Source organism: Bacillus sp. ATD (assembly GCF_050585765.1).
Taxonomy (GTDB): domain Bacteria; phylum Bacillota; class Bacilli; order Bacillales; family Bacillaceae; genus Bacillus; species Bacillus stercoris.
Window position 1 is genome coordinate 598409 of record NZ_JBOBQH010000002.1, and the last position, 22993, is coordinate 621401.

The 22993-nt window shown below is 38.1% G+C and carries 25 protein-coding genes and 5 pseudogenes; 18 read left to right on the forward strand and 12 right to left on the reverse strand.

The genetic code is table 11. The features are described from left to right. The first annotated feature begins 59 nt into the window (after positions 1 to 59). Both ACQXR1_RS07865 and ACQXR1_RS07870 read left to right on the forward strand, forming a co-directional pair. Positions 60 to 389, forward strand: a complete 330-nt coding sequence (locus tag ACQXR1_RS07865; protein ID WP_430771944.1) for a hypothetical protein — start codon at positions 60 to 62, stop codon at positions 387 to 389. A 173-nt stretch (positions 390 to 562) separates the two neighbouring features. Continuing rightward, entirely contained in the window at positions 563 to 976 is a 414-nt protein-coding gene (locus ACQXR1_RS07870; RefSeq protein WP_430771945.1) for a hypothetical protein, read from the forward strand. 20 nt (positions 977 to 996) lie between these two features. On the opposite strand, the pseudogene ACQXR1_RS07875 reads toward ACQXR1_RS07870, so the two are convergent. Next, a pseudogene (locus ACQXR1_RS07875) lies at positions 997 to 1175 on the reverse strand (hypothetical protein). Between the two features lie 70 nt (positions 1176 to 1245). Between ACQXR1_RS07875 and ACQXR1_RS07880 the strand changes: the two are divergent. The 4 genes from ACQXR1_RS07880 to ACQXR1_RS07895 all read left to right on the forward strand — a co-directional run bounded on the left by ACQXR1_RS07880 (position 1246) and on the right by ACQXR1_RS07895 (position 4640). Continuing rightward, the gene (locus tag ACQXR1_RS07880; RefSeq protein WP_430771946.1) at positions 1246 to 1536 is read left to right on the forward strand and encodes a hypothetical protein; all 291 of its coding nucleotides are present in this window, start codon (positions 1246 to 1248) and stop codon (positions 1534 to 1536) included. A 207-nt stretch (positions 1537 to 1743) separates the two neighbouring features. Next, complete coding sequence (locus tag ACQXR1_RS07885) at positions 1744 to 1857, forward strand: hypothetical protein (RefSeq protein WP_430771977.1); 114 nt, start codon at positions 1744 to 1746, stop codon at positions 1855 to 1857. Positions 1858 to 2508: 651 nt separating this feature from the next. Beyond that, entirely contained in the window at positions 2509 to 2865 is a 357-nt protein-coding gene (locus ACQXR1_RS07890) for a hypothetical protein (protein WP_040082941.1), read from the forward strand. A gap of 485 nt (positions 2866 to 3350) precedes the next feature. Continuing rightward, positions 3351 to 4640 (forward strand): Na+/H+ antiporter NhaC family protein, encoded by a 1290-nt coding sequence (locus tag ACQXR1_RS07895; RefSeq protein WP_071582027.1) that lies wholly within the window; start codon positions 3351 to 3353, stop codon positions 4638 to 4640. Between the two features lie 135 nt (positions 4641 to 4775). Here ACQXR1_RS07895 and ACQXR1_RS07900 read toward each other — a convergent pair whose 3' ends face one another. The 3 genes and pseudogenes from ACQXR1_RS07900 to ACQXR1_RS07910 all read right to left on the reverse strand — a co-directional run. Continuing rightward, positions 4776 to 5009: a transposase gene (locus ACQXR1_RS07900; RefSeq protein WP_411813682.1), complete on the reverse strand. Its 234-nt coding sequence runs from the start codon at positions 5007 to 5009 to the stop codon at positions 4776 to 4778. Further along, the gene (locus ACQXR1_RS07905; RefSeq protein WP_411813683.1) at positions 4921 to 5205 is read right to left on the reverse strand and encodes a transposase; all 285 of its coding nucleotides are present in this window, start codon (positions 5203 to 5205) and stop codon (positions 4921 to 4923) included. The genes ACQXR1_RS07900 and ACQXR1_RS07905 overlap by 89 nt, the downstream gene beginning before the upstream one ends. A 382-nt stretch (positions 5206 to 5587) precedes the next feature. Further along, positions 5588 to 5770 (reverse strand): annotated as a pseudogene (locus tag ACQXR1_RS07910) (ATP-dependent DNA ligase); the annotation flags it as partial. 310 nt (positions 5771 to 6080) lie between these two features. Here ACQXR1_RS07910 and xynA point away from each other — a divergent pair. The 4 genes from xynA to ACQXR1_RS07930 all read left to right on the forward strand — a co-directional run bounded on the left by xynA (position 6081) and on the right by ACQXR1_RS07930 (position 8952). Then, a complete protein-coding gene (gene xynA / locus ACQXR1_RS07915; protein ID WP_014664226.1) occupies positions 6081 to 6722 on the forward strand; it encodes an endo-1,4-beta-xylanase XynA in 642 nt (213 codons plus the stop codon). A gap of 457 nt (positions 6723 to 7179) precedes the next feature. Continuing rightward, positions 7180 to 8082, forward strand: a complete 903-nt coding sequence (locus ACQXR1_RS07920) for a CPBP family intramembrane glutamic endopeptidase (RefSeq protein ID WP_430771947.1) — start codon at positions 7180 to 7182, stop codon at positions 8080 to 8082. Between the two features lie 187 nt (positions 8083 to 8269). Further along, a complete protein-coding gene (locus tag ACQXR1_RS07925; protein ID WP_430771948.1) occupies positions 8270 to 8464 on the forward strand; it encodes a hypothetical protein in 195 nt (64 codons plus the stop codon). Between the two features lie 86 nt (positions 8465 to 8550). After that, a complete protein-coding gene (locus ACQXR1_RS07930; protein ID WP_430771949.1) occupies positions 8551 to 8952 on the forward strand; it encodes a UPF0715 family protein in 402 nt (133 codons plus the stop codon). An 85-nt stretch (positions 8953 to 9037) separates the two neighbouring features. On the opposite strand, the pseudogene ACQXR1_RS07935 reads toward ACQXR1_RS07930, so the two are convergent. Continuing rightward, positions 9038 to 9118 (reverse strand): annotated as a pseudogene (locus tag ACQXR1_RS07935) (hypothetical protein); the annotation flags it as partial. Between the two features lie 142 nt (positions 9119 to 9260). On the opposite strand from ACQXR1_RS07935, the gene ACQXR1_RS07940 reads away from it, so the two are divergent. Together ACQXR1_RS07940 and ACQXR1_RS07945 are read left to right on the forward strand one after the other, a co-directional pair. Next, entirely contained in the window at positions 9261 to 9341 is an 81-nt protein-coding gene (locus ACQXR1_RS07940) for a hypothetical protein (protein WP_252153570.1), read from the forward strand. Between the two features lie 29 nt (positions 9342 to 9370). Continuing rightward, on the forward strand, positions 9371 to 9685 hold the full coding sequence (locus tag ACQXR1_RS07945) for a hypothetical protein (protein ID WP_041521514.1): 315 nt from the start codon (positions 9371 to 9373) through the stop codon (positions 9683 to 9685). A 604-nt stretch (positions 9686 to 10289) separates the two neighbouring features. On the opposite strand, the gene ACQXR1_RS07950 is transcribed toward ACQXR1_RS07945, so the two are convergent. Then, a complete protein-coding gene (locus ACQXR1_RS07950; protein WP_430771950.1) occupies positions 10290 to 11726 on the reverse strand; it encodes a flavin monoamine oxidase family protein in 1437 nt (478 codons plus the stop codon). 128 nt (positions 11727 to 11854) lie between these two features. Here ACQXR1_RS07950 and ACQXR1_RS07955 point away from each other — a divergent pair, with 128 nt between their 5' ends. Then, positions 11855 to 12409, forward strand: a complete 555-nt coding sequence (locus ACQXR1_RS07955) for an SMI1/KNR4 family protein (RefSeq protein WP_430771951.1) — start codon at positions 11855 to 11857, stop codon at positions 12407 to 12409. 333 nt (positions 12410 to 12742) lie between these two features. Then, complete coding sequence (gene ppsA / locus ACQXR1_RS07960) at positions 12743 to 15343, forward strand: phosphoenolpyruvate synthase (protein ID WP_430771952.1); 2601 nt, start codon at positions 12743 to 12745, stop codon at positions 15341 to 15343. Positions 15344 to 15749: 406 nt separating this feature from the next. Here ppsA and ACQXR1_RS07965 read toward each other — a convergent pair whose 3' ends face one another. Next, the gene (locus tag ACQXR1_RS07965; protein ID WP_040082952.1) at positions 15750 to 16013 is read right to left on the reverse strand and encodes a hypothetical protein; all 264 of its coding nucleotides are present in this window, start codon (positions 16011 to 16013) and stop codon (positions 15750 to 15752) included. A gap of 370 nt (positions 16014 to 16383) precedes the next feature. On the opposite strand from ACQXR1_RS07965, the gene ACQXR1_RS07970 reads away from it, so the two are divergent. Next, positions 16384 to 16749 (forward strand): DUF3221 domain-containing protein, encoded by a 366-nt coding sequence (locus ACQXR1_RS07970; protein WP_251199375.1) that lies wholly within the window; start codon positions 16384 to 16386, stop codon positions 16747 to 16749. A gap of 233 nt (positions 16750 to 16982) precedes the next feature. Here ACQXR1_RS07970 and ACQXR1_RS07975 read toward each other — a convergent pair. Beyond that, positions 16983 to 17147 (reverse strand): annotated as a pseudogene (locus ACQXR1_RS07975) (class A beta-lactamase); the annotation flags it as partial. A 315-nt stretch (positions 17148 to 17462) separates the two neighbouring features. Here ACQXR1_RS07975 and ACQXR1_RS07980 point away from each other — a divergent pair. Continuing rightward, positions 17463 to 17894, forward strand: coding sequence for a hypothetical protein (locus ACQXR1_RS07980; RefSeq protein ID WP_040082955.1), 432 nt, complete (start codon positions 17463 to 17465; stop codon positions 17892 to 17894). Positions 17895 to 18059: 165 nt separating this feature from the next. On the opposite strand, the gene ACQXR1_RS07985 is transcribed toward ACQXR1_RS07980, so the two are convergent. Beyond that, positions 18060 to 18938 carry a DMT family transporter gene (locus tag ACQXR1_RS07985; protein WP_429767285.1) on the reverse strand — a complete coding sequence of 293 codons (879 nt, stop codon included), beginning with the start codon at positions 18936 to 18938 and terminating at the stop codon, positions 18060 to 18062. Between the two features lie 100 nt (positions 18939 to 19038). Here ACQXR1_RS07985 and ACQXR1_RS07990 point away from each other — a divergent pair, with 100 nt between their 5' ends. Continuing rightward, positions 19039 to 19911, forward strand: a complete 873-nt coding sequence (locus ACQXR1_RS07990; protein WP_430771953.1) for a LysR family transcriptional regulator — start codon at positions 19039 to 19041, stop codon at positions 19909 to 19911. A gap of 132 nt (positions 19912 to 20043) precedes the next feature. Here the strand turns inward: ACQXR1_RS07990 and ACQXR1_RS07995 are convergent, their stop codons facing one another. The 3 genes and pseudogenes from ACQXR1_RS07995 to ACQXR1_RS08005 form a co-directional block, all read right to left on the reverse strand. Beyond that, entirely contained in the window at positions 20044 to 20835 is a 792-nt protein-coding gene (locus ACQXR1_RS07995) for a DUF817 domain-containing protein (RefSeq protein ID WP_069839333.1), read from the reverse strand. Positions 20836 to 20940: 105 nt separating this feature from the next. After that, positions 20941 to 21197 (reverse strand): annotated as a pseudogene (locus ACQXR1_RS08000) (helix-turn-helix domain-containing protein). A gap of 10 nt (positions 21198 to 21207) precedes the next feature. Then, positions 21208 to 21690: a DUF2975 domain-containing protein gene (locus ACQXR1_RS08005; protein WP_071582038.1), complete on the reverse strand. Its 483-nt coding sequence runs from the start codon at positions 21688 to 21690 to the stop codon at positions 21208 to 21210. Positions 21691 to 22026: 336 nt separating this feature from the next. Here ACQXR1_RS08005 and ACQXR1_RS08010 point away from each other — a divergent pair, with 336 nt between their 5' ends. Then, positions 22027 to 22938 carry a VanW family protein gene (locus ACQXR1_RS08010; RefSeq protein WP_306644771.1) on the forward strand — a complete coding sequence of 304 codons (912 nt, stop codon included), beginning with the start codon at positions 22027 to 22029 and terminating at the stop codon, positions 22936 to 22938. The last annotated feature ends 55 nt before the right edge of the window (positions 22939 to 22993 follow it).

A 22993-nucleotide genomic window follows, 5' to 3' on the forward strand; every position in this document is an offset into this window, starting at 1 on the left:
AACCTTTCTTATGCCTATTCGTATGAAAGTGAGCGAAAAATTAAATGGAGGCTTGTTTTATGGGGAGAGGGACTGCTATTTATGAAGCTTTAGTTAAAGGATCAAATGGTAAATTGGAACCGATTAAGGCAACAGAAGTTACTAAAGAAATGAAGGATAGAAGTGAAATTTTTTATTGTCCAACTTCTAATTGTAAGGCTAAGTTAAGTCATAATAAAGGACGTGGAAAGAATCCCAAGCCATATTTTTTCCTCCGTAAGCTCCCAAAAGGTGAGCTTAATAACCATGTAGATTGCGACTATATAAATGAAACGTTAACATTAAAACTGCTAACAAAAAGAGAATCAAATATCACGGGGTCGAATGGAGAGTTCCATTATTCGAATTAGAGGGCCCCAATAATGTAGATGGTCTCTCCCCCCATACAGATCAAAAAAAATCTTCAGTAAAAATAACTAGAACAAATAAATTTACCATAAAACCTAATATTGAAAAATTGGCTAGTGTTAGATCTCTGTTTGCATTACGAAATGAGCTCAAAGAGTTTGACAAAGAAACACAAGTGAAAACATATAGTGAATTAAAAGATCAGTGCGTCTTCTATAATACTAAATCATACGATAAACTTTTAATTGATATACAACATAAAAAGGTAGATAATGCATTCTATGTATTAGGCTATCTTTGGATGTCGGAATGGAAGAACCTAAAATTTTCAGAAAACACTTATTTTTTCTTGAGGGGTGCAAATAGAGACATTATAAAATGTTATACAGGTATAAATACTGTTGGACGTGCTGTTAAGGATTTAACCTGGGAAATAAGAAATAAACTCGAAAATAATCCATCTGCGAAGAAATCCGTTTTTATAGCGGCTAAAGGGGTAAAGGTTGGAACCGAAACACTAAAGATAAATGAAAAATCAACTACAGTTTCAGTAATTAAAGTATATGAGGTTGGTACAGAAGAAGATTAGGCAGGCTAAAGAGCATTAAACTAAATGCTCTTTTTCATACCGCAACGACGGCATTCACGTAAGAATATTCCACTCTTCACAGAGCTTTTGAACAAAGTGTAATCACAATTGTCGCAGCGACCGTATTTTACATCAAGATACTCTTTGTAATCATAAACGATTGAAGTATCTTACCCGTTTGTTTGTATTTCTCTTCCACAAGATCACCTACATAACTTATTCAACATACTCAAGAATACCAAATTTCGTTCGGTATAGGGGAGGAAACAATGATTGGATTAGCTTATTTTTTTATTATCTGGCTTGGAGTTGGATTGTTGACTGGCATTAAGTTTAATTTTGTTGATCAGGTCTATGCTGAAGAGTTTAAAGAACTCATGGATAAAGAAACAGTGGCGGGCATGGAAAGGAATTTGGCCAGCCTGTTTCTCAAAAATAAGCTTAATGCAATTGCCTTTTTCATGTTAATTGGTTTGCTGCCATTAGCAATAAGGATTACAAAATTATTTAAAAGAGGTGATTTATGCCTTTACTTGATTATTTTATGTACTGCATTTTGAAAACAAGGAATACTTCAAATCATTCAAGTTAGATGAGGAAGGTTATTTGACATCTAGCTACCTCCACGGAACATCTAAATTGCAAACAATGTATGAAATCATTGAGGTAGCAAGTGAGCTCAAATCAAAGTGTAATGTGCAATGGTGAGGTAAGGGAAATTCAGGTCGTCAAGCGTTAGGGGGATTTCGGTGTATTGGATAGAGTGAATTGAGAACGGGGAAAAGAAAAGTCTTGTTGCGGAAGGATCGATTGAATGGGCTGCAATACTTGAAGACCTATATCAAAAACGGTTTGAGTCTGTTGAATGGAAGCGGCTTTAAAAAGGGGTGAAATGCCATTAAAAGTTTAGTTTTATTGTCCAGCTTTTTCGGGGTTGTGCTATCAATTATAGGGCAATTATTTGGAATCCTGACAGATTTCTTTATTCCAGGTATTGCACGGCTTATGGGTGTTTTAGCTGGTCTCCTCGTATTACTTAGCTTGAAGTCAAGAAACACAGAAATACAGGCATTTATAGTGGGTTCAAGTACCGCGTTAGGAATAATGGGTGCAGGAATTTTATATTTTCCCGCTGCGATTGTCAACGTCTTAATTGGGTTCAAACTAAACAAAAAGTTAAAGGATGAAAACACTAAGAAGCAGATCTGAATTGACTGCTTTTTGTTTATTGGAACTATGGAAAATTGTGGTATTATAGTAATAAAATAATTATTTTATTCATTGTGAGGTTTAGAGAGTGCTTAAAGAAAGAGGTCAAATAGGTCAAGAATTTGGCGCTGAAGAAATTGCCGACTACTTAAAATCAAAGAGCTATAACCAAAAATGAAAGTTATTTCGAGATCACTTTGGTGGCTCTATAACCTTTTGGCACAGATATTAAATCATTTGAGAAATTGTCGATATCTAACATATGAAAAAGATGGAAAGGATGCTCTATAATTATAAAAAGCATGAAAGGATTGTGATTAGCGGTGGTAAATGTAAACTCAAGTGAACTTATTTATGATCCAAAATTCTTAGCATTTTGCTGCTTGGCTACAGAAGGGTATGGAGGGAATAATCCAACTCTTTCATCCATTGGTTTTAGTGAATTCTGTGAAAAACTTGAGAAAAATGAGGTAGTAGAACCCGAGAATAAAAAAAGCTCACTTGACCTAAATAAGTCTTTAGATTATTGGAAATCAAGATTAAATGGTGGAAACAGCCTTTCTGCATTGGATTCGCAGTTATTAGATATGATCAAAAAAGCTTACAACTTAGGCATGGTTAATAAAGATAATATGCTGTTGCGAAACGAAGCAATTAATGCTTATAAAAATTCAATTTAAATATAAAACAGGGAACAGTTTAATAAAGTGCTGGGCGTTTTTCTTATTGAAATCATTTTCTTGTAAATTCTTCTCATATTCTCTGAAATTGTTTTGTCTTGTTTGAATAACAGTTGCTACGACCGCAGATTGAGTTGGTGCATATAGAGGAAGGGTATGAACTCTTTCATTACTGTTTTTTCTGCCGAATATCGTTGTTGCCAACTTCCCCAAAGTTTTAAAAAATAGTTTTAATTTTCTAGATATTCCCGCTTAAACACACCTCATCAAACAGTTGTATTTGCATATTGTACTTTCCAAATAATCTGTTGATAAGAGTGTTTTTTCCTCACCATGAATAATCCTTCTTTCTTTTCTGTTATTAATTTAATAAATACTAATACTATTTTTCAGCTTGACTTTTTTACTGTAGCCTTTTAAAGTATGGAATGTTGTTTAGACTATGTTTAACGGTTTTGATATTGAAATTAGAGGTGGCTACTTAGATGAAACAGAATGGAAATCCTTGGGCGCTATTGCCGCTAGTTTTATTTGTAGGTCTTTTTGTCGGCTCTGGTGTATTGACTGGAGATTTCTATAAATTACCAATATTGATTGCGGCAATTATAGCATCAGCTTTCGCGCTATCATTTAACCAGAAGCAATCGCTCAATCAGAAAATTGAATGGTTTGCTTCCGGTGCGGGACATCCTGATATTATTATTATGGTTATCATTTTTATATTAGCAGGTGCTTTTGCTTCTGCAGCTGAAGCGATGGGAGCGGTACACTCAACCGTCAACCTTGCTTTGAGCATTATTCCGCAGCAGTTTATACTGCCAGGGCTTTTTATCATTGCTTGTTTTATTTCTGTTTCGATGGGAACATCAATGGGGACGATTGCGGCAGTTGCTCCAATTAGCGCTGGTATGAGTGGAGAACTGGGCTTGTCTTCTGCAGTCGCAATTGCAGCTGTTGTCGGCGGAGCTATGTTTGGAGATAATCTTTCTTTTATTTCGGACACCACCATCGCGGCAGTACGTTCTCAAAAAACACAAATGATGGATAAATTTAAAACGAATTTTTTGATCGTTTTGCCTGCTGCTATCATAACTATCATTTTATTATTTTTTATACCGACAGGGCACATAGGACATACTGGAGCTGAATCTTACAGCTGGTTTAAAGTACTTCCTTATGTTGCCGTGTTAGTCTTTGCGTTAATTGGTTTTAATGTGGTGGCTGTCATTTTTGGCGGATTGATCTTAACAGGAATTATAGGGTTTGTAAGCGGCAGCTTAACGCTTGAGTCTTATTTTAAAGCAATTACAGATGGAATTGCCGGAATGTCTGATCTTATCGTCCTTTCAATGTTAATTGGCGGAATGGTCGGTGTCATGAAACAAAACGGCGGGATTGACTTTTTACTGGGAGTCATTTCTAAAAAAATCCATTCGAAAAAAGGTGCTGAAGCCGGTATTGCCGGATTGGTCAGCGTTACTAACCTAGCTACTGCCAATAATACGATTGCTATTATTACAGCCGGGCCGATTGCCAAAAATATCTCTGATGAATTTAAAATAGACAATCGAAAGTCGGCAAGTATCTTAGATATCTTTTCCTGCATGATACAAGGTTTAATTCCTTATGGAGCGCAGATGTTATCGGCCGGGAAGTTTGGAAATGTTTCACCCGTCAGCATCTTGCATTACTCCTTCTATCCTGTTTTAATCGGGATCTGTGGCATCATAGCAATTATATTTGAAATTCCAAAATTTACAAGAAATACGAAGTGAAGATAAAAAAAGTACCAAATGGTACCTTCAGCTTGTAGAGAAAACGATGTTTTTTCTACAAGCTTTTTTTGTTTTATACAGTTTCTTTAGATATTCATCAGGTTTCAGAGATGCAGAAAAAGCGCTCCCACATGCCTAGCCCTGCTTGGCTAGGTATGTGGCAATCTTCTTCATGTTCTGGCATGCGGCTGTGAGGAGAACTTGTTCACTCACATTTCGTTTTCCCCTCAACCTGCAATAGCGAAGCCCATGCAGCTGTTTTGAATCTGAAAGCTTCGCTCTATTTTTTCTTTTCTTTTTTTGTAGAGGTTTTTTCCTGAAACAGACAAGCGATATTGTCTGTCCTTTTTTTATGATCTTCCCAAACATGCCGAATAATCACTTTTAGCCGATTCTTTGATTTTGTTAAGTTTTCAAGCAGTGGGCATGAGGAACATATTTCAGGATTTGATTTGTATGACCGGTAGCCTTTTCGGTCAGTTGTTGAGTATGTAAGTGTTTGGTGATGTGGACAAATGTATCTGTCTTGTTCACTGTCATAATGAAATTTCCATTTTGGAAACAAGCCTCGGATAGGGTGATAACGTCTATGTGCGATGACACCAAAGATTTGTGGTCAGATAATCCTTTACAGATCGGAGTCGTTAAATATCCGGAATCAAGGGCGACGGCTTCTACTTGAAAACCAAATCGTGTCTTAACATGTGGCCTGACGAAATAAAAAAGCGATGAACTGCGCTGTGTAAGACTTTGTCATACCTCTTTGAACACACCACATTCGTGTGTGCCGCAAAGGCATGTACATCGGCTCACACAATTCAGCGCATCGCTATCTGAATAAAGCATGGAGGGCGAAGGAATGCAAGGATTACTTTGTTAATGCGATTGAAAACGTGATAAAACTTGTCTTATTTTGTTTAAATTAATCGTGAGTAATTCTATAACTATAGTGAATTCAAAACTGTCTTACGCACAGTGAGCGGCTTAGAGGCAATTGACTGACCGTCTTTATACATAACATGGAAGACACAGTAAACAATCATATAAGCTAATTTTTTGGACAAGAAACGTTGCATTAGAGCTTGAAAGTCAAGATCACCACCTTGATCAGCTACAATAATTTCAAAATCTCTCATGAATATCACCTTTATACGAAATGGTTCCAATGGGAATTCGTTACAGATGTTACTCCATCAGATTTAGAAACAAGAATTGTGATCCTGCGAAGAAAGAATTAGAATATGGCAGAACAAACCATCTATAATATGATTTTTAGGTATTTGTAATTAAATTACAAATACTTTTAATATTCACTCGTGAATTCGTGGTATTATACTGAAGGGAACGATCAAAAGCTATGGCGTTAGTCATTAGAATGTTTTAAATATATACAAGTGCTACCTCATGTCAAAGTCAGAAAAAAATTATAGGAGGTAACAAATGTTTAAGTTTAAAAAGAATTTTTTAGTTGGATTAACGGCAGCTTTAATGAGTATAAGCTTGTTTTCGGCAACCGCCTCTGCAGCTAGCACAGACTATTGGCAAAATTGGACTGATGGTGGCGGAACAGTAAACGCCGTCAATGGGTCTGGCGGGAATTACAGTGTTAATTGGTCTAATACCGGAAATTTCGTTGTTGGCAAAGGCTGGACTACAGGTTCGCCATTTAGGACGATAAACTATAATGCCGGAGTTTGGGCGCCGAATGGCAATGGATATTTGACTTTATATGGTTGGACGAGAGCACCTCTCATTGAATATTATGTAGTGGATTCATGGGGTACTTACAGACCTACCGGAACGTATAAAGGTACTGTAAAGAGTGATGGAGGTACATATGACATATATACAACGACACGTTATAACGCACCTTCCATTGATGGCGATCGCACTACTTTTACGCAGTACTGGAGTGTTCGCCAGTCGAAGAGACCAACCGGAAGCAACGCTACAATCACTTTCAGCAATCATGTGAACGCATGGAAGAGCCATGGAATGAATCTGGGAAGTAATTGGGCTTACCAAGTCATGGCGACAGAAGGATATCAAAGTAGTGGAAGTTCTAACGTAACAGTGTGGTAACAGATCATCTTTAATCAGGGGTAGCTAACGGGCTGCTGATGATCGTTCCTTTAATCATTGTTTATTGTCAATTACTAAGAAGCGATGGTCTTTTAGTTGAATCCTAATATATGCCTCGGATATTAGTAGGTTAAAGGTCGTTTTCTACTCCGGCCTTGGTATTGTTTGAGGTAGGGTTTTCTCAAAGAAACGTACAATGGCCTTGTTGATTGACCGCGTATCCCTCTCACTTTATTGCGAAGCGAAAGAATGCTTTAGCTGACGCCGAATATACTCGAAGAACTTAGAAGCGCATCTGTAGCATGAAAGCAGAGCGTTTTTTTTATGGAGAACTCAATAAAACAACATTTTTTAATGAAAATAAAAGTAGTGGGATTAGAGTAAATACAGCTTTAGAACGTATAGGGACGGTAGGGAAAATAGTGCTTAGCATGAATGATCTGAAAGGGGTATTCAAATGCAAATTTATTTGACCAAAAGGGGAAAACAAGACAATCATCGTAAATGGTTTGGAACCGTCTTGCTCAGTTGGGGAACGTTCGTATTTGCTTTGTTTATAGCTACTTTAGTCGGTTCAATGGCTAGTCAAGCAGGAGCTTCCAAGCTTTTGCAGCAAGGTATCCAAGCAAGTTTAGTCACATTAATTACTGTCCCGTTACTCTACATTCTTCTTAAACGGATATCTAGTAGACAATTTGGCACTATAGGACTGCATGGGTGGCGGCAAGCTATTCCGAAGGCCTTGATGGGGGCAATGTATGTGATTGTATTATCCGGATCTGGTTTCGCTATCGCCCATTTATTAGGCTGGATCAAAGTTACGCAATTTCACGTCTCTGTCCATTTAGTGACAGCATTTTTCTTGAATATGATTATCGCTTTCTTTTATGAAGCTTTTCCAGAGGAATTAACTTTTCGCGGGACGGTGTACAATGCTCTAAATAAGCGATGTAACTGTTTCACGGCCTTGCTCTTACAGCCGATCCTGTTTGTGCTTGCTCCAATAACTGTAATTGGCTTGCAATATATAGCTGGAATTGAATCATCTACTATCACATTAGATTACATCATTTTATTGTTGTGTTTTGGATTCATCCTTCAACTTCTGCGTATTGTAACAGGCAGCTTGTGGACGTCTATTGCTTTTCATCTAGCTTTTCTCGAAAATTCTCGGTTTTTCGTTCTGCAGGGGGAGGAGCGTTTTATTACCTACGAAGAAATTGTTCCGGGAACAGGAGTGCTGTTTGTGGTCTTTTTTATGTTGCTTATTGTCGGGACTCTACTATTAATACCTATTGCAATCACTCGCCGAAATACTATTCAATGGCGGAAGAATAAGAAAGACGACCACGATGTTTAATTTCTGAATAAATCAGCAGTTTTACACTTAAAATTAGGCAACAGATTAACCTGGTGAAAATGAACTGAACGTGACTAGCAGTTTAAACAGGATAGCCCCAGATGTATGCTCGGTTGTATATATAAGGTAAGATGTACATATATCAACAAAATACTTTTTAAAATTATTTTGATAAGGAGAAATAATTATGAAACAATTTCGGTTTAAGGGTACAGTGGTGTTATTAAGTAATGAATTGTGGTGTCTAAAAGATGAAAATGGCGTTATTCAAGATGCAGGTGAGTTATTAACCAGAATTGATATATTAACGGAAAATAATGTGCCAGGTAGCTTTGAACTTATTGAAGGTGATGAAATTGAAGTCGTTGTTAAAAGAAAATAAAGTGGGATTTTCAGATTAATCAAATAAAACCTAGATTTTAAAGTGGTATTAAGGGGGAGCTGAACAATATTGAAGAAGGTTCTAACATGAAAGGGGTACTAAATATGCAACTTTTAAAGATCTTTATTGTTCATGTCTTGTCTGCATTAACAGCTGCTGTTGTTTATGTTTGGGGAAGTGATTACGATGGCTATATTCCATACTTCTTAATAAGTGTTATTCTCTTTATCTTCTATTTAATCTTTGCTGCATCTGTTCAATATTTTTTGAATCGCAATCCAAAAAGGTTTAGCTTGAAATATTTACTCATATACATATTCTTTTCCTTCTTAGTGTGGTTAATCTTTGCTGTAACTACTGACCCAAAGGCAACCATAGGTTTTCTAATGGGATACGAAATTTACTTATTTGGCATTTCATTTGCTCTAATCTTTTGGGTATGGGACTCAGTTTTTCTGCAAAACAAGGAAAAAATAGCAGCTAAGTAATCTAAGTTATATCACCAACTTCTAAATTACCAAAATATTATATAATTAGGTGAAGGGAGGAGAGGGATGAAAAGGTTAATCGTTTTGACTTTACAGAGCTTTTGAACAGAGTGTAATCACAAACAATTTAAGTATCGTACCCGATGGTTTCAAATTTCTCTTCCAATAGATTACCTACATAATTTATTCAACATAGAATAGCAAATTTCCTTCGATTAGCAATGAAGATTACAAAATTATTATGTCTTCACTTGTTAGGTGATGGAAATAAGACGTCAGAGTCGTTCCATGTGTTTTGACTAGAGTGGATTGAGGACGGACAAGGTTGGATTGAATGGGTTGCTATACTTGAAGACCTATATCAGAAAAGGTTTGGGTATGTTGAATAGAAGCGGCTTTAAAAAAGGGGGAAGACACCATTAAAAAATTGGTTTTATTATCCAGCTTTTTTGGGATTATGCTATCAATTATAGGGCAATTATTTGGAGCCCTGACAGATTTCTTTATTCCGGGTATTGCACGGCTTATGGGGGTTTTAGCTGGCCTCTTAGTATTACTTTGCTTGAAGTCAAGAAACACAGAAATGCAGACATTTATAGTGACTTCAAGTACTGCATTAGGAATAATAGGTTCAGGAGTTTTGTATCTTCCAGCAGCTATTGTCAATGTCTTAATTGGGTTCACACTAAACAAAAAGCTAAAAGAAGAAAACACGAAGGGGCAGTCTAATTGACTGCTTTTTGTTTAGTGTGACCATGGAAAACAGTAAGAAAATAATCATGTTAAAAATTTTACAGACTTCTTAGAACAAGTGAAGTCGAGTTTTTTCAGGTTATACAAAAAGAAACTTCAAACATTTACGGCTATATCTTAATCGTTGATTCAAAAAGAAAAGGAGAGCTGTCTGATAATCCAGTGTTAATTGGTATAGAGGATGAAAATAAAAATGAGGGTTCCTCAAATTATATTCAAGTAATTGCATTCACTGAAGAAAGATATCTTGAAAACTTTACAGCTGATACCTTTTCTTTTATAGATGGTCTGTTAAACATGAAACCAGATTGCCAATTTTTTATTAAAGAACAGGTATATAATTCAGCTTCTGAGTTCCTGAACTTTGATTTCCCTTTTGATATGACACCTATAGTGCATTTGATTGCACCTTTATGCACAAATGATAAATAAAAACATACATCTTAACAACATTCAAAACAGTGATTTTAACTACCTTTCACAAAAATAATCGAAAAAATTAAAGCGGAAAATGACTAATGAGTGCTTAATTAATTATTACTAATTCAGAATTGCTTGCCCTTTAGTCAGAAGATGAGCAGGACCTAAGGTAAGCGATTGACCCCATCAGCAACGCGTATTCCAGATTCAATTGCGCCCTGCATCCACGCATGGGTGAGTGAGGCGTGTTCTCCGGCGAAATGAATTCTGCCCTCAGGGACAGGAATATAGGGATACAGCTCTAATTCTTGTCCTGGTTCGAAAGCTGTAAATCCCCCCGCAGAATAGGGGTGCTGGCTCCAGCTGAAAGAAGCGCCTGATACAAATTCAGACCATACAATATCACCATAGATTTTAGATAAATCCAGTAAAGTATACTGGATACGCTCTCCTTCTGAAAGGCTGTCCCATATCAGTGCCTCATCTGCCCATGTATAGCTGGCCAGAATGACAGCATGTCCATTTGCTCCAATATTTCTGCTTGGATAATACGAAAAACGAATCGGTAAATCAGTAATAGATTTGCCGCCGCGCTGCCCGGCTTTTTCCCAAAATCGGCTTTTAAACTCTATTCCGATTTTTGTTGCACTGATATAGTTTAACTCACGGATGGCCCTCCGTTTATAGTACGAGAAAGAATGGTATGGTTCGACTTTTACAAATCGCAAAGTTGAAAAAGGAATGGTTACAATAGCGAGATCAGCTGTAAACGATGCAAATTCTGCCGATTGTTGATGCTGGCAATGGATCGTAACACGATTTTCATCCTGAGATATTTTCATCATTTTTTGATGGTATAGAATGTTTGTTTTTAATTGGGGAAGAAACGCGTGTGGAAGCAGATCCATGCCGCCTGTTATCTCATAGAAGTGAGCGGGTGATGAAAAAAAGATGGATTCCCGCAATACTTCAACAAGGGACATCCCCATATACGCTTCCATATCCAAAAGTACACCAATCATATCGATCACGCCATAGGAAAAATACCTATTCAAAAAAGAGCTTAACGAATCATTTTTGTATTGTTCTTCGACAATCCGCCAATTTCTCGCTGGATTTTGATTGATGAAATTTAGAATAGGCTGCAGTACAGAAAGCATCAGCTCTTCAGATGTTTTCCCTTGTTCATGTGATGCGACTGGGTACCCCAGTATTCCAGGAGCTCGTTCAAACATGTGGAGACGTGTCTTGATTCCATTGGCATAAATGATGTCCAGAGGGGTTCTGTTGATAAATACATTTGTTGGCAATTTGAATTTTTTGATATATTCTAAGGTTAACAAATGGTTATTCGGTATGCGCATCGGACCAACGTTAAAATACAAATCACCACTAAAGGGAGATCTCAAAGTGCAGACACGGCCGCCCGCTCTGCCGCTCGCTTCGAGAATCGTTACTCTGTGACCGGCATTTTTCAGCAATGATGCTGATACAAGCCCGGACAATCCAGCTCCTACAACAAGAATATGCTTTGGGTGCTGCGTTGCACTAAGGCCATTTCGAATGATCTTCACCATGTCATCATTCTTTAGAAAATTCACTTTTGGGAGGCACCTCTTTTTAGGATTTATTGCATTGTATTCACTGAAAAGAGCGTCTAACACGGATCTGTTCACATTTTTTGGATGTTGAAGGATAATTGTTAAAAGGAAATAAAGGGGTGATGTATTTGACTAACTTTGTTCATAAGACAGTAAATGGTTTGAAAAGTCTCTTAGATGAAAAAGGAGCCATTCAATTGTTTTGTTCTGAAGGCGATATCATGGAGTTTCTTGTTACATTTTCACAGGACAAAGCAACCCTGAATGACATTCAAAGCTTTGAGGCGAAACACCAGCTTACCCTTCCAGATGATTATCAGAAGTTTATTACACTGCATAATGGTGCGAAAATTTTTGAAATTCTTTCGGATGGGGAGAATATAGGCGGAGGACTTTATTTATTTAGCCTTGAAGAGATTGAAGAAGAATTAAAATATGAGGATTTGTTTGAAGGCATCAATGGTATTCCAATTGGTCACTTATTAGAAGGGTGCCATTTGATGATCGACAAAGGCAAATTGGATAAAGGGGATCCCAACTATCTTTTCATATTAGAAATAGGGGAATATACACCATTAAATTTAAATTTTGAGATATTTCTAGATCGGTATATAGAATCCAATAGGGCAACTTTTTGGGAATGGCGCTTCTATACAGCAGAAAACTACTACAAAACAAGATAGCTCTATGTATAAGACAGTCTTTGACTGATAAAGTTTATAGGATCGAAACTTATGACTCGAAGTTTCTTACACAAAAAATAAGTCTAATTTATGAATGGGGACTAAACGAACAAAGTTTGAACCAAGTTTTTTATGTGGCTAATAGTTGCGGAAATTAAGAAAGAACCTGGTGAAATTGCCCAGGTTCTTTTTATATTGCACAAAAACAGACACGGTGATATAATCACACTACGTGCGCTTCCTAGTTTAAAAGTCATAGTTATCCAACTTATAATTTTATTATATCCTACTGGGAAGCTCTTGTCAATATTTTTTTTGAAGGGGAGATGTAGAATGAGTTCTTTCGTTCTCGGTTTACACGAAATTGAAAAAACACAGCATTCGCTCGTTGGAGGAAAAGGAATAAATTTAGGAGAATTATTAAAAATTCAAGGAATACAAGTACCAGAAGGATTTTGTGTTACAACAAGAGGATTCCAAAAAGCCATTGAACAAAACGAAACGTTACGAGCGATGTTGGATCAATTGGTCATGCTAAAAGTTGATGACCGAGATCAAATTGGTAACATCAGCCGGAAGATTCGGCAAATCATTATGGAAGTAGATATTCCTTCCGATGTTGTGAAAGCAGTGGCTCACTATCTCTCCCAGTTCGGTGAGGAACATGCCTATGCCGTGCGTTCAAGTGCGACTGCTGAAGATTTACCACATGCCTCTTTTGCCGGTCAACAAGATACCTACTTAAATATTATCGGCGTCGATGCAATCTTGCAGCATATCAGCAAATGCTGGGCTTCCCTATTTACGGATCGAGCGGTAATCTACCGCATGCAAAATGGATTCGACCACAGCCAAGTCTATTTATCCGTTATCGTTCAAAGGATGGTTTTCCCTCAGGCTTCGGGGATTTTATTTACCGCTGATCCGATTACCTCTAACCGAAAGGTGTTATCCATCGATGCCGGCTTTGGACTTGGTGAAGCTCTGGTCTCCGGCTTGGTATCTGCCGATTGTTATAAAGTACAGGATGGGCAAATCGTCGATAAGAGAATAGCAACTAAAAAAATAGCTATCTATGGACGGAAAGAAGGCGGAACAGAAACACAGCAAATCGAGACTGATCAGCAAAAGGCTCAAACGCTGACTGATGAACAAATTTTACAGCTTGCACGCATCGGAAGACAGATCGAAGCTCATTTCGGCCAGCCGCAAGATATCGAATGGTGTTTGGTCCGAGATACTTTTTATATTGTACAGAGTCGTCCAATCACTACTTTATTCCCCATCCCTGAAGCGAGTGACCAAGAAAATCACGTCTATATTTCTGTAGGTCATCAACAAATGATGACGGATCCCATAAAACCACTGGGATTGTCTTTTTTTCTGTTGACGACTGCTGCACCCATGCGGAAAGCCGGTGGAAGGCTATTTGTTGATGTCACACATCAACTGGCATCCTCTGACAGCAGAGAAGTTTTCTTAAAAGGCATGGGACAGCACGATCAGCTCTTAAAAGACGCACTTATGACTCTAATAAAGCGACGAGATTTCATAAAATCGATACCAAATGATAAAACAGCACCAAATCCCACCAGAGGCAATGCAGATATGCCAGCTCAAGTTGAAAACGATCCGACAATCGTGTCAGATTTGATTGAGAGCAGTCAAACATCGATAGAAGAGTTAAAACAAAACATCCAAACGAAATCAGGATCAGATTTATTTCGTTTTATTCTGGAAGATATCCAGGAATTAAAGAAGATTTTATTTAACCCAAAAAGTTCGGTTCTGATTCGATCTGCTATGAATGCTTCATTATGGATTAACGAAAAAATGAACGAGTGGTTAGGTGAAAAAAACGCAGCAGATACGCTTTCTCAATCTGTGCCCCATAATATTACTTCAGAAATGGGTCTTGCGCTATTGGATGTCGCAGATGTGATTCGTCCTTATCCAGAGGTAATTGCTTATTTACAGGATGTCAAAGATGATCACTTTTTGGATGAGTTGGTTAAGTTTGAAAATGGACAGGAAATTCAAGACGCGATCTATGCTTATCTGAACAAATACGGAATGCGATGTGCCGGAGAGATTGATATTACAAGAACTCGATGGAGCGAAAAACCAACTATACTTGTCCCGATGATTCTTAATAATATCAAAAATTTTGAGCCTAATGCCGGCCAGCGGAAATTTGAGCAAGGGCGAGAGGAGGCTTTAAAGAAAGAACAAGAGTTATTAGATCGCTTAAAGCAATTGCCCGATGGTGAACAAAAAGCCAAAGAAACCAAACGGATGATCGACATCATCCGGAATTTCAGCGGGTTCAGGGAATATCCAAAATACGGAATGGTTAATCGCTATTTTGTTTATAAGCAGGCTTTACTGAAAGAAGCCGAAAAACTCGTAGAAATGGGCGTTATTCATGAAAAAGAAGATATATATTATCTTACTTTTGAAGAACTTCACGAAGTCGTACGCACAAATAAACTTGATGATCAAATCATCAGCAAACGAAAAGACGAGTACACATTATATGAAAAACTTTCTCCACCACGTGTTATCACGTCTGATGGTGAGATCATTACAGGCGAATACAAGCGAGAGAATCTCCCAGCCGGAGCAATTGCAGGTCTCCCTGTTTCCTCGGGAGTGATAGAGGGGCGAGCACGTGTCATCTTAAACATGGAAGATGCAGATCTAGAAGATGGAGATATATTAGTCACCTCCTTTACTGACCCAAGCTGGACACCATTGTTTGTATCCATAAAAGGCCTGGTCACCGAAGTTGGTGGACTGATGACCCATGGAGCTGTTATAGCGCGCGAATATGGCTTGCCTGCAGTTGTTGGCGTTGAAAATGCTACGCAACTGATAAAAGATGGGCAACAGATTCGCGTTCATGGTACAGAAGGCTACATTGAAATACGATAATGGCTGATGAGTGTAGCGAGCCATCAGATATTTTTCCATGTTCTCAGAAGCTGTAAGCGGATGGAATAGCATTTGTACCAAGAAAAGCCGGAACCTCTTAGAGGAGATCCGGCTTTTTATTTTAAATTGGTGTAGTGTGAGAAAGCCGATTTTGCGGGCGACAACTTTTTAAAGTGAATTTTTTTATTATCAGCATTTAAACTGAGCTTACTTTTTGTTCGTGTTGAAAATAAAGAACGGCTTTAAAGGAAATTGAACAACAGTGAATCAATCGTATTGAGAACATGGAAGATCAAGAAAAGAACAAAACCAGAGAATGTTGATATGTATTTGATAGAAGACCACATAGAAAGAAACACCTTGCTTAAAACAAGAGAAAAAGGAGCTAAAAAGCTCCTTTATAAGTTTAAACAACTTTTGTATAAATAGCCGTGTAAAACCCGATTGAGTAATCAAAATAATGACGTGTAAGCGTATAAGTATAACCGTTATATTCTATTGTCGGCTGGAAGTTCATTGGCAGAGGACTAATGCGGTATATAGTGTCATAATCATATTCTTCATTTTTTACTGCAACTTCAGGCGAATTTTCAGCAGCCAATGCGGGAACCGCGGATATGAGCATGCCAAAGGATAAAACAGAACCCAATAAGATTTTCTTAATGTTCAATTATACCAACTCCTTTTACAATTAATACATATATTATGTAACGATTGGAAGCCGTTTTAGAAGTGAATAATGGATCATAAAATGTGAAAATTTTGATTTTAATGGGAGTTGTGATGTAAACGACAGTAATGATAAGTATATTTATGCTGGAATCCACAAAGAAGGAGCCTTCAAGTTTAAAAGCGTAAAAGAGTAAGGGGATAATGTCGAAGGCAACCACATATAAACATTTGAGAAAGAACAAAAAGAAGTTTGAGGAATTGGAGAATGGAGTATGCTGCTGTTATGAATTGCAAAAAGAAGTAGATGGGTTGGGTGATCCTGTTGTTTATTTTAAAGATCAAAAGAGGTTTAAAGAGGAGGGAGAAAGGTGCCTAAAATCGGAGTAAGCTTGATAGTGCTCATGATTTTCCTTGCTGGCTGCGATAAAAATGAACAAAACGGAGACGAAACAATGATGCAGAGCCTAGTCGGCTATGTCGGGTTTAAAGACAATAATAGGGCAATTCTCATTACTGATACGGAAGCCCTAGCGAAAGAAGATTATAATCTTTCGGAAGAACAACTGATGAACAAGTTTAAAAATAAGATAGTCATAGTGGGATTAAGTGAGATTGATAGCACAGCTGATCTCAAAAGAGGTGAAAAAGTAAAAGTGTGGTTCCATACACGAAAAGAGTCAAATCCACCAAGTGCAACGATACAGCAATATAAATTATTACAAAAAAATAATTGAATTCTCATATAGATAACCTCTGATGGTCGTTCAAACTTTACTTGGTTTCATAAATGAAAACTTGCCATTCATGTTAACGATTCGTGTTTGTGGTGTTTTAAGATACTTAAAAAAAGAGGTATTAGTGAGAATATGAAAAAACCGTTCATTAAAAATGAACGGCGGGGTTTAAAAAAGTAATGTCTTTTTTAACTTTATGGCAAAAGGATAAAGCAATTCGCAATATTGTGCTTTTATTTGAGAACGTTAAGGACGACTTTAGCTGCCTTAGCAATAAGAGCATTATCATAATTTGCATCTTTCGTAAACCGCTTTGATAGGATTGCCAAAACAATAGGAGCTCTGTTAGGCGGCCAAACGATAGCAATGTCATTTCGTGTCCCGTAACTTCCGGCTCCTAATTCAAATGATTTTGTATTGCCTTCTAATTAACCTCGCAAAAGCAGATATAAAAATAATATTTTTCCAATGAAATGTTTCCCATGACAGTTAGTGTAACAAACCCCTTTAAAGTTTCAGGTTTTAACATCAGGAAAGACTTCAGATGACATATCAAAAGCTTCACTGGCTCTTAAAAAGGAAATAGATTCGGATGAAAACTGTTCTCTTTAAGGCTCATTTCATGGTGCTAAAGATTCATTTGAAGAAGGCGGTCTTGATCAGAAAAGATCCTTCCAATATATTGAAGTAAAAAGATATCGGGAGGAACTCTTTTGAAAAAGATGTTGATGCTAGCTTTCATATTTCTTTTGGCTTTGACTATTCATATAAGGGAAGCTTCGGCAGTTATAGTGAAAGATGAGGAGAAAGTGAGCTTTACAATGACAGAAAATGAAAAATGGTTTATGAAATCTGATGATTTAAATCCAAACCATTGGACGTCTTACTTTGGATACAGATTCACCATTTTCGATACTGAAGGATGTACAATTAACGCAAGAATCATGCGAATGACTTTGTCTGGATACGAGATAACCGTTAGTGAAAAAAACTTCTCAGGGGATCATTATGATTTTAGTGCAACTGATCGAGTTGAGGCGATGCCTTATAAGACTCATTATTTGATTTTAACAAAAGATCCAGATTGCGGAGATGTTAAAGTAAAAGGTCTATACGGTTTTCAGTTTGATCAGCCGGAATGGTAATAAAAAAGAATTTTGGCAACCTAAACGCCAATAAAAAAGCTAATGTCTCACATGCAGATATTAGCTTTTTTTATTGTTTAATAGGCTGCCGGCAGGATTGTAAAAGACAGCCGTCTCCTGTCACACGAGGCACAAATCGTAAAAAAAAGTGTACCCTCTGTCCATTCACATTTTTCGTCGTGAAAATGTAAATGTATTCATAAAGATGCCGCAGCATATCAGCAGTGCGCCGAGGATAATGTTGATGGTGATCTGTTCGTGCAATTGCAGCCATCCAAAAAATAGGGCCAATACGGGAACAAACATTAATGCCATGGATGCTTTTGACGCTTCGATTTGATTGAGCACCCAAAACCATACGACAAAGGTAAAGCCGGTGGAAAGCAAGCCATTAAACAGCAATGACCATACCGCCTGATATGTCCACTCGGCTGAAGGGACCGGCTCAAATATAAAGGAAAACACCAATAACATGACGGCCCCCATCATAAGTTGCCAGGCATTCATATGAATAACATCGATATGCTTGAATTGTAGCTTACTGAACACATTCGCGATTCCCCAGCTAAGCGCTGCCGCAAGGACGCACAGCTCTCCAAATAAAGCGCTTTGATCGATAGCAAGCATTTCCTTTCCAAATATAAATAACAGTCCGAAGAGACCGCATATCAGTCCGATCGTTTTATACGCATTCATTTTCTCATTTAATGTAAAATGGCTGAGCACCGTAACAAATATGGGCATCGTATATACCAAAACAGAGGTTTTTCCTGAATCGACAAACTGCATTCCATACGTTAAGATCCCCATATAACCCAGCCCTATCAGCAGGCTCATGATGATATAGCTTTTGAGATGTTCTTTTTGAATGGAAAGCTTTTTTCTTTGAATGAAGAGAATGAGAAATAATGGAACCGCTCCGATGAACAGGCGCAAAGCCGAAAATAAAAGCGGGGGGATGTCATGAATTCCTACTTTCATTGCAACCCAAGTATAACCCCAAATAAATGTGACAGATAAGATTCCCAACATGACTTTTACCATGATGAATCCGCCTTTCTTGTTTAAATATCGTGCTGGTTTCTATCATATGTTACATTTGTATATAACTGAAATACATTTTTATTATCGGAGGTATAACCAAATGGTTATGAACATGAACCATCTTCACATATTTGTAAAAGTCGGGGAGAAATTGAATATTACAGAAGCGGCAAAAGAATTGTTCATCTCTCAGCCGGCGGTAAGCAAAGCGATAAAAAACCTGGAGAGCTCGCTGCAGCTCAAATTATTGATCAGGGATAAACATCATGGTTTAATGCTGACTGACGTCGGAAAAGAAATTTTGCTGCTGGCGAGGCAAATGAAGGGAATTGAAAGCAAAATATATCAATTAGCCAACCGGGAAAACAAGCTGTTAAACGGGAAGGTGAAAATTGGTTCATTTTCTGCAGTTTCAACAAATATCATGCCCCAGGCGATTGCGGCATTCAGATCAAACTACCCGTTGATCCGCATCGAATTGATCGAGGGAACCTCTGACCAAATAAAAGGATGGGTTGAGGATCGGACGGTTGATATTGGGATCACAGCATCTCCATTTGAACCATTTGAAAATCAGCTATTGTGTAACGACTATATGGTGGCCATCATCCCGCCGCAGCGTGATGAATTAAAACAGGAAAAGCATGTCAACCTTGAAACATATCAAGATGACCTCATTTTCTGTAAAGGCGGTCATGAAATCGCGATGTCAAACGCATTTTCGCAATACAACATCGAATTCAAGGAAAACTTGACTGTGCAAAATGCCGAAACCTTGATTAATATGGTCAAAAATAACTTGGGCATAGGCATTATTTCAAACTTTACACTTTCATCCGTCCGGCATCAATTGAGTAAAAAGAACATTTTTCCTAGGATCACACGCGATATCGGCGTCATCGCACATTCATTTGAAGAGATAACGCCGGCGGCGCATGAGTTTGTCAAGTCGTTGAAAGCAGTCGTAATCTGAATCAGTTCTCGTGGTGCGACGAAGTTTGAAGAAGATGGATACCCGCAGGCAGAGTGACAAAAAAGAAAAGCAACACATTTGAACGTTGCTTTTCTTTTTAGCTGGAGTCTTGTATGCCAGCAGACTGTTAACCTAAAAAAGATTCACCCCTCTCTGCTTTGTGGGACTCTGCTCCTTAACTTGTTTTAATGATGCTACTATAAGAAAGCTAACAATCACCAGCAAGAGCCATGAACTTACCTTTCCGAGGTGTACGAGACTCCATGTCTCGATTTGGTTTGGATATTTCCAAGCCCCAAAAAACGTAGCGATATTTTCCGCTATCCATATAAAAAATCCGATGAGTACAAAAGAAAGTGCGAGCGGCATACGGTAACGAGCTCCATTCACCTCGTATGTAACCCATGTTTGCCAAAAGACAATGAGGACAAGTCCAGATAACCACCATCGAATATCAATCGAAAAATGATGGATGAAAAAATTCAAATAAATCGCAGCGGCAAGCGGAACAACCGCAAAAAAAGGCGGCCACTTAACCAATTCAACCTTAAGCCTTCTCCATGCCTGGCACAAATAACTGGCTACACTTGCGTACATAAAGCCGCTATACAAAGGTACTCCAAATATTTTGGAGTATCCTTCTTCTGGATAAGACCAAGAGCCCATATGGACTTTAAAAAGTTCCAGAGCAAGCCCGATAAGGTGGAACAATGTGATCACTTTTAATTCATCCCGAGTTTCAAGACCAGAACGCACCATCCACAATTGCATGAGGACGCAGATCATGAGAAGCCAGTCGTACCGCGGCAAGAAGGGTAGTGGGATCATTTGTGTAATAGCCAAAGAGGCAAAAATAACGACAGGAAACAAACATGAAAGCGCTTGTTCCCAGCCGAAATGAACGATTTGTTTTAAAGCTCTCATGTTATATGCGCCCTCCAAAGGAGTATTCTTCGTGTATGTAAGGGACGCTTAGTATAGGAGCTGGATGGATATAAGGTTATGTCCATAGGCTCACCGCCAATCACTTTATTTTTCTGTTGATGCCACATATTTGCTTTTTACGACTCCTTTGTGTCTTCATCACTTCGGTATTCCAATATATCTCCGGGCTGACATTCTAAAGCCTTGCAAATCGCTTCTAAAGTTGATAATCGAATGGCCTTTGCTTTTCCGTTTTTCAATATCGAAAGATTAGCCATGGTGATGCCAACTCTCTCCGAAAGCTCTGTTACGCTCATTTTTCTTTTAGCAAGCATCACATCAATGTTAATAATAATTGCCATAGTCATCACCTCAGACCGTTAAGTCATTTTCTGATTTTATATCAATCGCTTCTTTTAATAGTTTTTGCAGAACAGCAGCAAAGACCGCAATGACCATTGAAGCAAAAATAATAACCAATCCGATGACTATGATACCCGGGGCGTCGTCTATATCGGCTATCAGATAAAAGACAGGCATACCTGCTGCATAAAAGATACTGATAGTGACCGCACAGTATTTTATATTCTTCAAAGCCCTTACTGACAATCCCGAGAAAGCTTTATTCTTGTCAATATAGCTTAAAAGTTTGAACGCTTGATAAAGAGCAAAGTAAAAAGGAATCGCCGTTACATACAAATAAATGAAAACGAGATATTTTATATAAACGATATTTGGAAGTAATTCTGCTGAATAGTTGGCTATCTTAGGCACTAAAAAAATGCATAAAGCAAGAATTGGAATTCCAATAAAAATAACAGCTATCTTTAAAAAGAGTGTTGACATTCGATTCATAACGCACCTCATTTGTTTGTTGTCTATTTGAATGTAACAAAAAATTTATCGTTTCTCAATAAAAAAATATTGAAATGAACTAATTTGTTGTTGTTATGGGAAATTCTTTTTCATTTTTGAGCAAGACAAAAAAGCATTCCACATCATTGAGATGCTCTGCTATTTTAAACTTGGCGAGTGAATGAACCGTGTACTTCAGTGGGCTCAAAGGATCGGTGTGAACAATTAAAGTGATAGCTCTTTTATGAACATCTAAAGATTCAAACAAACGATGGGAAGAAATACATCAAAGGAGAAGCTGCTGTTCATACTAATGATCGGGAGGTAAAGCCACTTATGATACAAATTTTGATCACTGGTCTTTTTTTATTGGCTCAGCCGAGTGGGCCGGATGACAGCTTAACGGTTACACAGCAAGGACGGACAATTGCCACTGTTCACCGTGAAGACTTTACAATGCCTCTTCCCGGCACTCCAATGGTCGACGATGAAAAATACAGTAAATTTATCAAACAGCTTGATCAGAAAGTGTACCGGGAGCCGATAAACGCTGTCCTTAACGATCATGGAAGCATCGTCCCGGGCAGGGTTGGCTACAAACTGTATCAACAGGCTTTTAAGGAAAAGTTTTATGCGTATTTTTATGGCCATGGCCCTTCCAAGGTAGAAGTGCCGGAAATGAACATTTATCCGAAGGTTGACAGCGAGCTGCTTTCTCACATCAGTACGCAGCGGCTTGGTCAGTACGTGACTTATTTTAATTCAAGCAATAAAAGCCGCTCACACAATATTTCTCTTTCTGCAAAAGCCATTGACAATCACGTTGTTTTCCCTAATGAGACGTTTTCGTTTAACCAAGTTGTAGGCATGAGAACTCGGAACAAAGGATATAAAAGTGCGCCCATTATTGTAAAAGGGGAGTTGTCTGAAGGTGTAGGAGGCGGAATTTGCCAGGTGTCCTCAACACTTTTCAATGCAGTCGACCAGGCAGGGCTGCAGGTCGTTCAGCGCTATTCTCATACTAGAAGCGTGCCATACGTTCCACCCGGACGGGATGCTACGGTCAGTTGGGGAGGCCCTGATTTTCGTTTTCAAAACCAATATAACCAGCCAATCTTAATTCGGGCAAAAAGGTATGGGGGAAGTATGATTGTTACGCTATACTCTTCTGATGTGATCAACAACAAGTTGAGAAAAATCCCAAAAGCTCCATCTCGGATACCGAAAGAAATAAATGCTGAGCAGTAAATACACAACCATAGTTAAGGCTATGGCTTAAGAGAGCTCAATTTTTTAAGATATC